Raw genomic sequence first — 12988 nt, 5'->3', positions numbered from 1 at the left:
CACAAAAATTTGGTACAGGGACACCGCATCACACGCATTCTGAGTGCTTTGAACATTCCAATGTCCACTTACTCTGACTGGATCCATTGGGAGTCAAGCGCACAAGAAATACAACACAACAACTTGATAGGTACCAGTGCACACCACGTGTATTTTTATTCAAATGTGCCTGCAAGATAGACGAAGTGGCTTCGCAAAGAAAGCGCCCGTATCTGTTGATAGAGGCGCTACTGTGAGTAATTGACATTATATAAAGTGGCTTCGTATTGTTAAGCATGATGCTGTCTCTTATTATTATTTTATCGGAGATATTACCACATACGCGACTGAATTACTCTTATGATGGATCATGACAGCCTATTTCAGAGTAAGAAACATTATTAGCCAAGATTTTTACTGGCATTAATTAATAGGAGCATATACAATACTGTGTTTTAGAAAATAAAAAATAACAACTCTTAGTGTAGAGTGCCAATAATAAAGTTATATCCTTCTATCTCAAAATGTCTACTAAATCTTTACGTGCAGCTAAATTGGCCGGTGCTATGCTAAATAAAAGACCTAGTATAGTAGTTGTTCCAACGGCAATCGAAATTGTAAATAAAGTCGGACTAACTTTAAAAGGTAAGAACTGAGAGATGATGAATGCAACGAGAAATCCAATAGCATAGCCGATCAACCCTGACGAAACAGTTAAAACTAATCCTTCCGCCATAAATTGTTTTCGAATATCTCCCCGTGTAGCACCCATTGCTCTCCTAACTCCTATTTCTTGTGTTCGTTCACTAACCGATGTATACATCATGTTCATCACACCAACACCAGCTATAAGTAGCGAAATACCAGCAACTCCTGAGATAAAAAATGTCAGTGTAGATAAAATTTTACTTACCCCATCTAAAATACTTGACATATCAAGTGTAGAATAAGTACCTTGCGTAGCCATTGATCCATCTTGCGTGAGTTTTTTAACTACTGCATTAGCAACTTTACTAGGTTTATATCCACTTTTGACCGCTATATCAATAGAAGAAATATTATTTTTTTGTGTGTTGTAATATTGATATGTTTTTTGGGGAATTTCAATATCACCAAAAGTACTATTGTTTACTATACCAATTACTTCATAAAATTCTCCGTTAATCGGTAGACCATAACCCAAAACATCTTTAAAATTTTTAGATATTTCTTCTGCCGTATCCTTTGATATTATTGCTACTTTACTCAAAGAATTACTATCCATCAAAGTAAAATTTCGTCCACAAATAATTGGTGATTGACTACTTTTCCCTAGCATAATTGCTTTTGTATATTTTCCATTTTGAAATTGAAATGTCTGCATTATGTTCGTTTCTTTTGCCTTATTATAGTTTGCTTTTGAAACTCCTGGAACACTCTCAACTAAATGTAAATCCAATTCATTAAAATAGTTTTGTATTAAGCCAAAATCATTTGGACTAAAATCAATTTCCACGTTAACGGCTTTAGAACTTGTTTGCGTTAAGTTTTTAATCGTATATTTTTGAAATCCATTTCCTAAAGAAAGAATTGTGATAACACTAGAAATACCAATCACAATCCCTAACATTGTTAGTAAACTCCTTTGTAAATTTTGCCGTAAAGCATGATACGCATTAAAAAGAATTATCCACCAACTCATTCCATTACCTCTCCGTCCAATAAATGAATCACACGATTACAATACGATGTTAAACTTTCATCATGAGTAACCAAAATAATCGTAACACCCATTTTGTTCAATGATTGAAATAAGTCCATAATTTCCTTTGAAGTCTTACTATCCAATGCACCCGTGGGTTCATCAGCAATAATAAAACTTGGGGAAGTAATAATAGAACGTGCAATGGCAACACGCTGCCTTTGCCCTCCAGATAAAAGTCTTACTGATTGACTCTCAAAATCTACAAGGCCTACCTTGCGGAGACAATCTTTCGTAAGGTGATGTGCTTTTTTTTTGGAAATCCCACTATACATTAATGGTACTTCTATATTCTGTCGGACATTCATAGTTTCAATTAAAGCAAAATTTTGAAAAATAAAACCAACATTTTTATTCCGAATTTTTGAAAGTTCTTTATCGGAATATTCTCCTACCTTTTTACCCTCAAACTCATAATTTCCAGAAAATTTAGTGTCTAAAAAACCAATCAAATTCAGTAGCGTTGATTTACCGGAACCACTGCGTCCCAAAATTCCTACAAATTCGCCCGCATGAATTTCTAAATTAACATTTCTTAATATGGTCAATTCCTCTTGATTAATTTGGAAAGACTTTGATATATTTTCAAGTTTAATCATTCGCCTGTCCATTCTTGGCAATTTTATCACCAACATTCAGTCCAGAAAGAACATGATACTGTCCATTCTTTTTTTGAACTTCCACCTTTGTCTTTTTGAATCTCCCGTTTGCTTGTTTTAACTCAACAAAACTATCTTTAACAGCTGAAAGAGGTACCATAATATCGTTATTAGGAAGTATTATTTGGACATTGAAACCATACTGTAGATCTCTGTCTGGCTTTACAGTAAATTTATAATAGGCAATATTAGCGTTTGAAGTTGTATTTTGCGTACTACTTGGTCCCTCAATTTCCGGAACTTGAGATACACTATCTATTGTACCTGTAATGGTATTATTTAAATTTACAGTCCTAATTTTTACCTTTTCGCCAACCTTAACTTTTGAATAATCAAATTCCGAAACTTCTGCATTCACACTGGTATCTGTACTCAGAATGTCAACTATTGGCTTTGTTGTATCATTGACATCTCCAACAATAGCAACCCCACTTTCTTGGGCTTTTATTATTACCTTTTGTGTGTTTTTAGCTTGGTAGAGGTTCGCCTGCGCTTCTTCTAACGCCAATTGATTTATAGCTATTTGTTGTTTATCTTGCTGAATAACATCATTTCCATCGACATTTCTCCCCGTATTAGCTTGTGCTTGTGCCAAACTATTTTTAGCGTTTGCCAATGTCAATGCAGCTGTTTTTTCTGCATACTCAAGACTACTTAAATCCACGGATTTATTATAAGTTAACAAAACGTCTCCTGCATTAACATATTGCTGATTTTTCACATTGATACTAGTAAGAGTGCCTAAGCTAGGATCCAGATTAATACGTTCTTCCTTAGTAGCTTGAATACTCCCTTGAAAGATACTTTCTGGTTGACTTTTAATATCAAAAACCATGCCATCATCTTTTTTCATAGATGTTGTGGGAGCTAATAAAAAAGCAAAATATACAATTATTAGCAATGCTAGTATAGATGAAACAATTGAAATTAATAAAACTTTAGTCTGTAGTCTCATTTGGTTCATCCTTTTTAAGTAAACCTAACAATCCAAAGATCATTGAACCTAAATATGGTACTAAAATTAACCAAAGATTTTTCTTTTTATAATCATAAAAAAAGACAATAAAAACAAAAAGTAAAATATTCCCATATGAAAATATATTTCCTATTATTGAACTTGTGGTTGATTGCGGTTTGATACCTGCCATCAATGCATGAACAACATCTATTAAGGATGCTATATTTAAAAATGCTGCTATCATCACTGTAATAACTAGAATTATTAGTAAAATATTTTCACTTCGTTTTTTTCTCATAATAATCTCCTTTATTTATATTGTTGAAGTCGCTGATAATTAAATTTTCCATGTCGAATTATTTTAAAGTTGTTAATATCAATATCTGTAAGGATCTCAGAAAAAAGTAATTCCCCATTAGATTTAAAGCCTTGCAAAAGTACTTGTTCATTATTTTTGGTCACATAAAAGCGATTTGTTAAATTTCCCATACCAACTTCTGTTGCTTCATCTACTAGTCCATTAGTAAGAAATCCCAATAATGTTGTCTTTTTTCTAGCTGCTACACCAATAACCACTTCATTTTGTTCCATTAATTTTTCTGTAATAAAGTTTAGTTCCATCTTTTCACCTTTTTTCATCTTTTAATTAAAGTTATCCAATCTAAAATAATATATATAATATAAGGAACTAAGATTAATATTTTTTTTAATATAGTTATTGACTCTACTTTTTCTAATAATAATAGAGCAAGAAATATACAAAGCAGACTAGCCACGCCTACCAAACTATAATTTATTAATGTAATATCCTTTATGCTTACTAACAGATATATCAAATGTGCATATAGCGTAAATAAGACCAAGCGAGATGAAAAAATATTAGGTTGTAACATATTTTCACGTACCACTATTTTGTGAGTTATTTTAAGAAGGAAATTTAAAATTAACCATGATATTAAAATAGATATGATATTAATCACAAGTAACAATTCAACATAATTAATTCTATTCTTAAAAATCTCATCGATTATACTATGCCCATTATAAAAATAAGAATAACAAGCAAATACTGTAAAATATCCGAACCAAAAAATACAATCTATTCTAAACTTCTTCAAATTTACTTCTCCCTAAATATGTAATTAAAATTATAAATATAACTACAAGCATAAACACTGTCGTTAAAACACTTTGTATAAATAGCTCTTTTACAAATAGTAACGAAATCCAAAAGAACCCATATATAAAGTAGTGTGCCATTGTTATAAACTTTTTTTCTCTCTTATCCTTTACAACCATATAGAGATAATCTGAAATCATTAGCACGAATGAAATTAAGATAAATAGTGAGAAATACTTGGTATTATAATAATGTAAAATTAAAGCTACTAGTAATCCTAAAATGCTAAAAATAAACCATGCTAAAAAACTAAAGTTTAGTTTTTGTATTTTGACTTTTTTAATATCTACTTTTTTTAACTGTTCATCCCAAAATATTTTGTCCGAAATTGTAAGAATATACTCCTTTTTACTGTCTTTCTTAATGAAAAAACTGTTAAGACCTCGATAGATTGTAAGAATAAAAATTAGATAATAACCGATTTTACCTCTATCAGCAAATAAAATAAGAAACAGTACAAGATTAACCAATGAACTAAAGAATGGCTTATACATGAAGATAAGATCTCTAAATAGAAACAAATCAACTTTTTTTATAATTCTTAACTTATCTTCTATGCGGTCAGTAAAGTTATTATCTAAGCCACTAACTTTAAACGACAAACTGTATATCACTACAGTGTAAACTACGTAAAATATCACTAATATTAACCAAGCAAACTCAGTAAGGCCATTAACTGTTAAAAAAGAAAATCCAATTAAAAAAATTGTTTTTATAACTAAAGCAATTGTAGTTTCAATAACGTTATTAAAAAAAATTAAATGCTCAATTGGTGATAATATAAAATGTAAACTGTAGACAAGTAACAGTAGAACCGCATACTCAAGATTTTGATATATTAAAAAAATTTCCAAACCTATAAACACAAGGCTATTAGTAATGAACGTATCTCTAAAATATCTTTGAATAATATAAAACAAATTAAATTCAAATGTATGCATTTCAAATCCCAGCATTTTTAGATCGTTTTTAGTAAAAAAAAACTTTGTTGCTAAAGATACAACGGACCCACTTAAAAACAAGTACAAAAAAACTATAAATTGAAATATAGTGTGATTTTCATTGAATACTATACTCAATAATATAATCAACATAATAGAAATTAGAGATTGCTTTATAACATTTTTTAGTGTTAGGTCTCTAAAAGTTAATACTAGAAATTTACTAATGAACCTATAGTTCATCTAGTTTCCCCCCTTCCATTACATAGACTTTATCTACGCTGCATTTCAAGTAACCTAGATCGTGGCTAACAATTATTAACTCTTTCTCCAGTCTAGGTAAAATTTCCATAAGTGCCTGATTACTTGCAGCATCAATAGCTTCAAATGGTTCATCTAATAACAATAATTCACGATGAGATGCAAATGCTACCAACAATGCAATTTTTTTATTTGATCCTTTTGATAAATTCTTAATTTTTTTATCAAGTAGTTGGTTAACATTTACCTTTTCGCATAATTCATAAAGTAAATCTGAATTAAATGATTTCAAACTACTTATCATTTCAAAAAATTCTGCTACGGTGAATGCACCATATTTTTCTAAATCAAAATCAACTAAAAATGTTGATTTTGAACAGTTAATCGTACCAGTATACTTGTCACGGCCATCAATTAAATTAAGTAATGTTGTTTTTCCAATCCCGTTACTACCAATAATACCGATTCGTTTATATGGAATCTTTTTTGTTAAATTCTTAAAAATAATATCTGTCTCGTTATAAGCAAAGCTCAATTTTTTTAATTCAAGCATGGGCACTTCCCTCCATTAATGCAGCTAATAAAATTAAGGTTACCATCACCCCATACCAAAATATTAGTGACTTTATCCGTTTGTTTTTATTAATCTTTTTATCTTCTAAAAACTCCTGACACATGTCATAAAAAATTAAGCTAATTACAACAGAACAAAACATCGCTGCCGTTTCGAATATAGCATGCCTAAAAAATAAAGTTACCTGCAGCCCTAAAGATAACTTGTGAATAAAATAAATATTAAATCCAAAAGAAACTAACTGTGTAAAAATTAATAATAAGTTTATAAAAGGTAGGACTGACAGAATAATAGCAAAGAGAAGGTTATGAGTAAAAAAGAAATTCCATCCAGGATTAAATCCAATTAAATTTTTTATCATGTTCCCCTTTGAAATAGGAATATGGACAAATGCAATTAAGACATATCCGAGAAATGTAGCAAAGATAGTCATACATAAAAGAAAATATATTTGATAAATTAATTTCCTACTCATTTTAACCTTCTCTCAAAAAATTTTAACGTATTAATTAAAAAGTTGAATTAACAATATTGATAGATTAAAGCCATCCAGATGCACCACCAACAATAGCTCCAATAGGTCCAGCAATAGCTCCATCTGCACCAAGTTCCGCTGCGATAGCTGTTGCTGCAGCAGATGCTCCATAAGTAACTGCTTTTTTCACAATAAAACTTGCAACTTTACCACCAACTTTTCCTGAAAGGTAGCTAATAGCAGCGCCTTCACCATGTTTCTTTACATAATTTTGGACCCATTTTGCAACTAAATATCCTGCATTCATTCTATTAACCTCCATTAAGTGAACATGTTATATATTTGATATAACATATAGCTAAAATACAAGTAGCAATACAAAAGTACAATTGGATATTATTACTTGTATATTTGTATTTAAAAAAATAAATGTAGACAAACAACAAAATAGTTTTGAAAAAAGAATAATAGCTGCGCAGCGTCTATTTTATTTTGTAAATAGTAAAATTCTTATTTCGAAAAACTCTTTATTTTGTATCTACAAAAACAAACAATAACATTATATATACATTTAGTAAATATTTTTTAATATTATTTTAATATTTAATTGATTTTAAAATTAAAAAAATAACTTTTAAGTGATGTTTTTTATTTGAAAATATTTATATTTCTCTTTTTTATCAGTCCTGTTTTTATTAAATAGTAGTCGCTAAGCGACTATCGAAATACATTTTTGGTTGTATCAGCGAATATATTGATAGCTATGATGACAAGACTCCGAATCGTTTTTTGCGGATTCATTATAACCATTGCTACTGCGCTTGAAAACTACTCAAAGTATGGAGAATACTATATTAATTGATGCAATAACGTTTGTGACTAAAGCATTCTAGGCGAAAAAATAAGTATAAGAGGTTATTTTACTTATCCAAAATCAATCTGATCTAACATAGTTTCCCGACTCGCTCCAGCGAAGCCAAGATAGGTTAATGTCATGGCTTCACTGGAGCGGTTTGAGATATCATGTATTGGTTTTTCTGATTTTACGAGCTTCGATAAAGACGGTTTGCTTGACCGTCTAATCGGGATTAAAACATCGTTTTTTTTACGTCATCAGGTCACTCACTCTGAGTAGGGTTGCTTTTCCAACCTGGAAGATGGTTTAGTTACGACGCCCAGTCCGAAAGCTATGCAATAAGGTATCTTGCACAATAAAAGTATTCCTTTCTAATAAATAATTTATTTAACAGCTGCTCTTTTGCCACAATCGTACTTTTTCGTAACTTACTCATATTAACCTCGTTACATCTTTTTGGTTTTATTGTTATCATTTTGCAAAAAAACAGTCCCCGTTATCTATCCACTAGATAACGGGGGCTGTTTTTTTACTTAATGATATAATAGACCTTAAAAACAGGTGATAAGATAACCATGAAATATGATTCTTTGGCGTTCCTTCAGAAACAAATAAACATTAATACCCCCATTGCAGAACTCGCTAATCAAGAATATGAGGCCTTCATATATTAGAAGTGACGGTAGTTCTTATCAAAGTCGAAAAGCTAAAAAGTTACTTTGTTTTTCTATCTTGTTTCAAAGTAAATAATCCTAAAATTATAAATAATATTGGAAAAAGTAAAAATGGTATTGCAGTAGGATTACTACCGCTAATAACTCTATAAATAAATAACATTAACCCGATCCCTATAACAATCCAACCTCGGTATGGATTAATAGAACGCATAAATTTAGTGTTTTTCAATATTTGACCCAAAATTGTTGAAAAAGCTAATAGAATCAGGCCTAATATCAATAGTGTCATACTTAATCTCCCTATTAATTTAATACATGCATATCGTACGCACCCGCAGCTCCAAGTCCTCCCAATAATACGGTTGTGCCAACCGTGAAATGATATCATTCTTTATTTAGTTTGTAAAATTTAGGTTCATAAGAATTTTTTGCATTTAAAATAATTCATTAATAACCAAGCTTTTAGTGGGGCACGCCATGACGGGGCAAATTATCATTGCAGGATCACCTTCAGTGAGAGCATGTCATGCAGAACGCTACCCGCTTGGGGCAAGCTGATGTCAGCTTAACCACATAAAATGCATAATAAAAAAGCTTTTAGACATCAGGTTATATCTGGCTAAAAGCTTTTTTATTATGATAAATTACAGGTTACTTAACGTAATTCTCAACGAAGCTAGCCAATCCTGCAATATCACGATCGGTTAGTTTGCCAATAGCAGATACTTTAATACGGTTCTTAGGTAAGTTAACAACACGCACAATGTCTACCCAAGTTGGCTTTTTTAATCCTGCCGCCTGCCAATCTTGGATTTCATAGTATTGTTTTTTGATATGCTGAGATTTGTTAGCATATTGTGATGTTAGACCTAGTCCAGATATAGATATATCATCAGCAGATCGTACTAAAACCGGGCGACTTTTACCACCAGTTCCTTCGACAAACGTCACAAAAGCAACGATCACATCATTTGGTTTTAGTTCTGTCATGCTTCGTCAAACCACGCTTCCAGAGATTTATCATCAGTTGTTAGATCCAGTACCGGTAGCTGACTTGTAGCTGTTAGTAAACGATCCGTTAAACGTTCACGTTCTGTCATTTGTAAATCAAATGGCACACCACCGGAGGCAGCAACACGTTTATAAAGTGCGGTGATAAGTGTTGTTTGACTAAGTCCTAATGCATCTAGAACACGGTCTACATCCATTTTTAAATCTGCATCAACTTTTACTTGAATTCGTTTTTCGTTAATTGTTGTTGCCATAGCTAACTCCTTTTTATTTTATAATACCATTTTACTACCTTGAGTAGTTTTTTGGTAGTTTTTTATGTCAGTTTTAGAGAAATTGATTGATGAAAAATCAAGTATGCTTGTATCTTTATTAGTATCTAAGTTAGTCTTATATAGATTGTCCTGCTTTTATCAAGAGTTTCAGCCGTTTTATTAGCAAAATCTTGTTTAATATAGACTTCCTTTGCGGTAACTTCTAAATCAAAAGGATAAACTTAGTAACTGTATTTATAGTTACTAAGTTTATCCAAAATCAATCTGATCTAACATGGTTTCCCGACTCGCTTGATCTAAACCAAGATAAGTCAAAGTCATGGCCTCACTAGAATGATTCAATAAGTGCATGACTAAACCAATGTTGTAATTAGACTGCCTAGAAAAACCTCCGGCGGATCACGCCGTGACGGGGCAATTTATCATTGCAGGATCACCTTCAGTGAGAGCATGTCATGCAGAACGCTACCCGCGTGGGGCAAGCTGGTGTCAGCTTAACCACATAAAATAAAAATCAATTAGTCGTACTTTTTAACCTTTTTATTTGTATACTGTGCTAAGGAGTGTAGATGGATTATTTCAAACAATTCTATCTTATGAAAAAACTAACTTTATTGATAATTTTTTCTACATTAATCAATAAAGTTACACTAAACATTAATTTAGAAAAGGAATGAGTATAGAATGAGACTATATTTGACCACTTTAAAAAATAAGCCCTTTAGTTTTTTATTCGCTAGTATATTATTTTCTAATTTAGCAAACAGTATTGCAAATATTTCTTTGATTTGGTTGGCGTACAACAAATTTAACACACCACTAATAATAGCTGGTGTGTTGGGAGCATTACAATTACCTTCACTAATTATTGGTCCATTTTTAGGTGGCTTATTGGATAAATTTCAAAAAACTAATTTAATGATTTTTGCTAACTTTGTTAACGCTCTAGTGTTCATATTCTTAATTTTTAATAACCTTAATACGAATAATAATGTCATTATATTTATTTTGCTGTTAGTTATTAGTGGATCCATGAAACCTCTATTAATGGGGGGTGATTCCATGGTTATACAAGATATATTTCCTAATTCAGAAGAGAGAATACCGGCTAACGCATTAACTACTATGAGTTTTGATTTAACTTACATATTTGGCTCTATGTTGTCAGGGGTGGTTATTGCATTGGGATATGGATTTAAGGTTTATACCTTAGTAGGATGTTTATACTTATTGGTAGTGGGTTGCCTTTTTGTTGTAAAAAATAATCTTAACAATCATAAAATCAATATATCTAAGAGTGAATATGGAACCTTTTTTAGTAATTTTATTAATGCTTTAAATGTAATATTTAAAAATTCTGAATTAGTAATTGTATTAATTATGGATTTTTTATGGAATATGTTACTTTGGGCAGGGTTAACTGTACTATTACCAGTTGTTGTAAAAGTACATCTTAGTTATGGGGCAGGAGCATATGGACTATTAGAGTCTATGACGTCAATTGGAATTGTTTTAGGATCTTTTTTGATAGGGCAAATTAGACTTAAAAAAAATAGTTTAGTTTTTGGTGTTATTGGTTCAATTGGACTACATGGAATTCTATTTATTACTTTAGGATTGACATATAATTTATGGGTGCTTGTTATAGGATTAATTTTCATAGGTATCGTAGTATCACCTGCGTTAATTTATAAAACAACTTTTTATCAACAAACATTCGATGATAATTCTAGAGGCGCATTGTTTACTATTGCCGGTACAATGACATCTGCAAGTTATCCTATTGGTATTATGATAACCAGTTTATTATCAACATACTTTAGTTCTAAAATTGGATTTATATTTGTGATATACGGATTAATTATAACTTTCATTTCTATCATTGCTATTTTTAATATTAGACCAAAGATGGTTAAATAATATAACTACATGCCCTCTCGGATTACTCTCCTTTTAACGAATACCGAGAGATAACCCTTCAGACTATCCGTAATGATTGATCGTGATACATGTTCAACATGTTGTTTAATAAGAATTTTAAAAAGGTGTCAAAATGAAGAATTACAGGGGCAGGCCCCTGTGTATGCCGAAGGCTACCAATTAACCGGTGAAACTACGGAACTGGCTAGGTATGAATTTGTCTTTCACTTCTGATAAATTTGTCCAGCGAGCGTGGGGGTCTTTATAAAAGATATTAAAAGCCACTTGATATCAGAGCAAACAAAAGAAACGGATTCGATTGAATCCGTTTCTTGCTAAATATTTTTAATTTATCTAATAGATTATTATCCGTTGGCCACAGTGAAACGTGTTTGATGATATTGATTATTTTTGACTTCTTCAATGACTTTAAATGCCATTGTATCTGCTGTAGTTTCTGATACATTTTGGTCATTAACTAGTAGCACATCATCACCAACTAAAATGTTGTCTGATTTTGCACCTGCAACAAAATTACTACCGGGTGAGACACCAAACCAATTAACGTTTTTAACACGACGCAAGAATTCAAGTTCGTATAACTGATTTTCTGGAATTGCACGCCAAGGCTTTGTGCTGTCATCTGCTGCAATCAAATCATAAGTTAGTTGTGTCTTTGATTCATCAGTGTATAAGCTACCCGCACCTAAAATGAAACCAATGCGCTTATTGCTGTTGCGTAGTAAAGCAACTAAATGTGCAGCGAGATCGATTTGTAAGTAGGCTTTATCAGGGGCAGTTGCAAATGCATCAATAATCACGTCAACGTCTTCTAAGTCGCTTAATGTAATGTCAAAAGCATCTTTGTTCAAAATTGAAATATCTTTAAACTCGTTATTTAAAGCATTTAGCTTATCTAAATTGCGGCCATTGGCAATAACTGAGAAGCTATTTGAAACGGCTTCAGATACCAATGAATGACCAGTCATTCCAGTAGCGCCGATAATCAATAATTTTGTCATTAGTATAATATCCTTTTTATTTAGTATCTTAATCATAATAAATAAGCTTACTATTTACAAGTAAAATCTATCCAAAATCAATTTGATCTAACATGGTTTCCCGACTCGCCTGATCTAAGCCTAGGTACTTTAATGTCATGGCTTCACTGGAGTGATTTAACAAGTGCATCACTAGACCAATATTGTAGTTAGATTGTGTATAAACACGATAAGCCCCTGTTTTACGCATGGTGTGGGTCCCTAAATAATTAATGCCTAACAGATCACCTACACGCGCTATTATCTTATAAAACTGTTTTTCAGTAATATGACGATCTGGATGAGCGGTAGAAGGGAATAACCAGTCTGAATTGATGTTTTGTTGGACGAGCCAATCGTGATAAATCAGTAGATCTTGTTGAACAGGTTTAAGATATAATGTATTGGGTTTTCCAGTTTTTCGATCATGGATAAAGACGG

The 12988-nt window shown here is 31.6% G+C and carries 15 protein-coding genes; 1 reads left to right on the top strand and 14 read right to left on the bottom strand.

Features of this window, described 5'->3' with window-relative positions; all coding sequences use genetic code 11:
- Positions 1-493 precede the first annotated feature (493 nt).
- The 12 genes from HF964_RS09670 to HF964_RS09610 all read right to left on the bottom strand — a co-directional run bounded on the left by HF964_RS09670 (position 494) and on the right by HF964_RS09610 (position 9566).
- The gene (locus tag HF964_RS09670; RefSeq protein ID WP_168722839.1) at positions 494-1588 is read right to left on the bottom strand and encodes an ABC transporter permease; all 1095 of its coding nucleotides are present in this window, start codon (positions 1586-1588) and stop codon (positions 494-496) included.
- Positions 1589-1656: 68 nt separating this feature from the next.
- Positions 1657-2319 carry an ABC transporter ATP-binding protein gene (locus tag HF964_RS09665; protein ID WP_168722838.1) on the bottom strand — a complete coding sequence of 221 codons (663 nt, stop codon included), beginning with the start codon at positions 2317-2319 and terminating at the stop codon, positions 1657-1659.
- Entirely contained in the window at positions 2312-3334 is a 1023-nt protein-coding gene (locus HF964_RS09660) for an efflux RND transporter periplasmic adaptor subunit (protein WP_168722837.1), read from the bottom strand. Before HF964_RS09660 ends, HF964_RS09665 begins: the two co-directional genes overlap by 8 nt.
- Positions 3318-3635: a hypothetical protein gene (locus tag HF964_RS09655; RefSeq protein ID WP_168722836.1), complete on the bottom strand. Its 318-nt coding sequence runs from the start codon at positions 3633-3635 to the stop codon at positions 3318-3320. The genes HF964_RS09660 and HF964_RS09655 overlap by 17 nt, the downstream gene beginning before the upstream one ends.
- Before the next feature lie 11 nt (positions 3636-3646).
- Positions 3647-3958 carry a hypothetical protein gene (locus tag HF964_RS09650; RefSeq protein WP_210727028.1) on the bottom strand — a complete coding sequence of 104 codons (312 nt, stop codon included), beginning with the start codon at positions 3956-3958 and terminating at the stop codon, positions 3647-3649.
- A 483-nt stretch (positions 3959-4441) separates the two neighbouring features.
- A complete protein-coding gene (locus tag HF964_RS09645) occupies positions 4442-5701 on the bottom strand; it encodes a hypothetical protein (RefSeq protein WP_168722834.1) in 1260 nt (419 codons plus the stop codon).
- The gene (locus tag HF964_RS09640; protein ID WP_168722833.1) at positions 5691-6272 is read right to left on the bottom strand and encodes an ABC transporter ATP-binding protein; all 582 of its coding nucleotides are present in this window, start codon (positions 6270-6272) and stop codon (positions 5691-5693) included. The genes HF964_RS09645 and HF964_RS09640 overlap by 11 nt, the downstream gene beginning before the upstream one ends.
- Complete coding sequence (locus tag HF964_RS09635; RefSeq protein ID WP_168722832.1) at positions 6265-6768, bottom strand: hypothetical protein; 504 nt, start codon at positions 6766-6768, stop codon at positions 6265-6267. The genes HF964_RS09640 and HF964_RS09635 overlap by 8 nt, the downstream gene beginning before the upstream one ends.
- 64 nt (positions 6769-6832) lie before the next feature.
- Positions 6833-7075 carry a hypothetical protein gene (locus HF964_RS09630; protein WP_168722831.1) on the bottom strand — a complete coding sequence of 81 codons (243 nt, stop codon included), beginning with the start codon at positions 7073-7075 and terminating at the stop codon, positions 6833-6835.
- Between the two features lie 1263 nt (positions 7076-8338).
- The gene (locus tag HF964_RS09620; RefSeq protein WP_168722830.1) at positions 8339-8590 is read right to left on the bottom strand and encodes a hypothetical protein; all 252 of its coding nucleotides are present in this window, start codon (positions 8588-8590) and stop codon (positions 8339-8341) included.
- Between the two features lie 362 nt (positions 8591-8952).
- Positions 8953-9291: a type II toxin-antitoxin system PemK/MazF family toxin gene (locus tag HF964_RS09615; protein ID WP_168722829.1), complete on the bottom strand. Its 339-nt coding sequence runs from the start codon at positions 9289-9291 to the stop codon at positions 8953-8955.
- Complete coding sequence (locus tag HF964_RS09610) at positions 9288-9566, bottom strand: type II toxin-antitoxin system RelB/DinJ family antitoxin (protein ID WP_168722828.1); 279 nt, start codon at positions 9564-9566, stop codon at positions 9288-9290. Before HF964_RS09610 ends, HF964_RS09615 begins: the two co-directional genes overlap by 4 nt.
- Positions 9567-10283: 717 nt before the next feature.
- Between HF964_RS09610 and HF964_RS09605 the strand changes: the two genes are divergently transcribed.
- Complete coding sequence (locus HF964_RS09605; protein ID WP_246220281.1) at positions 10284-11507, top strand: MFS transporter; 1224 nt, start codon at positions 10284-10286, stop codon at positions 11505-11507.
- Positions 11508-11872: 365 nt separating this feature from the next.
- Here the strand turns inward: HF964_RS09605 and HF964_RS09600 are convergent, their stop codons facing one another.
- Together HF964_RS09600 and HF964_RS09595 are read right to left on the bottom strand one after the other, a co-directional pair.
- On the bottom strand, positions 11873-12529 hold the full coding sequence (locus HF964_RS09600; RefSeq protein ID WP_168722826.1) for an NAD(P)-dependent oxidoreductase: 657 nt from the start codon (positions 12527-12529) through the stop codon (positions 11873-11875).
- A 67-nt stretch (positions 12530-12596) separates the two neighbouring features.
- The coding region (locus HF964_RS09595; protein ID WP_168722825.1) for a tyrosine-type recombinase/integrase at positions 12597-12988 on the bottom strand (392 nt) is incomplete at its 5' end.

The organism is Periweissella fabalis (genome assembly GCF_012396505.1).
GTDB classification, from domain to species: domain Bacteria; phylum Bacillota; class Bacilli; order Lactobacillales; family Lactobacillaceae; genus Periweissella; species Periweissella fabalis.
The sequence above is the reverse complement of the archived record's forward strand: the minus strand, read 5'-3'. Positions and strand labels throughout refer to the sequence as shown.

Coding starts and splice junctions, on each gene's coding strand:
- HF964_RS09670 (WP_168722839.1), bottom strand. CDS start 1,588: ATGTTAGGGATTGTGATTGGTATTTCTAGTGTTATCACAATTCTTTCT.
- HF964_RS09665 (WP_168722838.1), bottom strand. CDS start 2,319: ATGATTAAACTTGAAAATATATCAAAGTCTTTCCAAATTAATCAAGAG.
- HF964_RS09660 (WP_168722837.1), bottom strand. CDS start 3,334: ATGAGACTACAGACTAAAGTTTTATTAATTTCAATTGTTTCATCTATA.
- HF964_RS09655 (WP_168722836.1), bottom strand. CDS start 3,635: ATGAGAAAAAAACGAAGTGAAAATATTTTACTAATAATTCTAGTTATT.
- HF964_RS09650 (WP_210727028.1), bottom strand. CDS start 3,958: ATGGAACTAAACTTTATTACAGAAAAATTAATGGAACAAAATGAAGTG.
- HF964_RS09645 (WP_168722834.1), bottom strand. CDS start 5,701: ATGAACTATAGGTTCATTAGTAAATTTCTAGTATTAACTTTTAGAGAC.
- HF964_RS09640 (WP_168722833.1), bottom strand. CDS start 6,272: ATGCTTGAATTAAAAAAATTGAGCTTTGCTTATAACGAGACAGATATT.
- HF964_RS09635 (WP_168722832.1), bottom strand. CDS start 6,768: ATGAGTAGGAAATTAATTTATCAAATATATTTTCTTTTATGTATGACT.
- HF964_RS09630 (WP_168722831.1), bottom strand. CDS start 7,075: ATGAATGCAGGATATTTAGTTGCAAAATGGGTCCAAAATTATGTAAAG.
- HF964_RS09620 (WP_168722830.1), bottom strand. CDS start 8,590: ATGACACTATTGATATTAGGCCTGATTCTATTAGCTTTTTCAACAATT.
- HF964_RS09615 (WP_168722829.1), bottom strand. CDS start 9,291: ATGACAGAACTAAAACCAAATGATGTGATCGTTGCTTTTGTGACGTTT.
- HF964_RS09610 (WP_168722828.1), bottom strand. CDS start 9,566: ATGGCAACAACAATTAACGAAAAACGAATTCAAGTAAAAGTTGATGCA.
- HF964_RS09600 (WP_168722826.1), bottom strand. CDS start 12,529: ATGACAAAATTATTGATTATCGGCGCTACTGGAATGACTGGTCATTCA.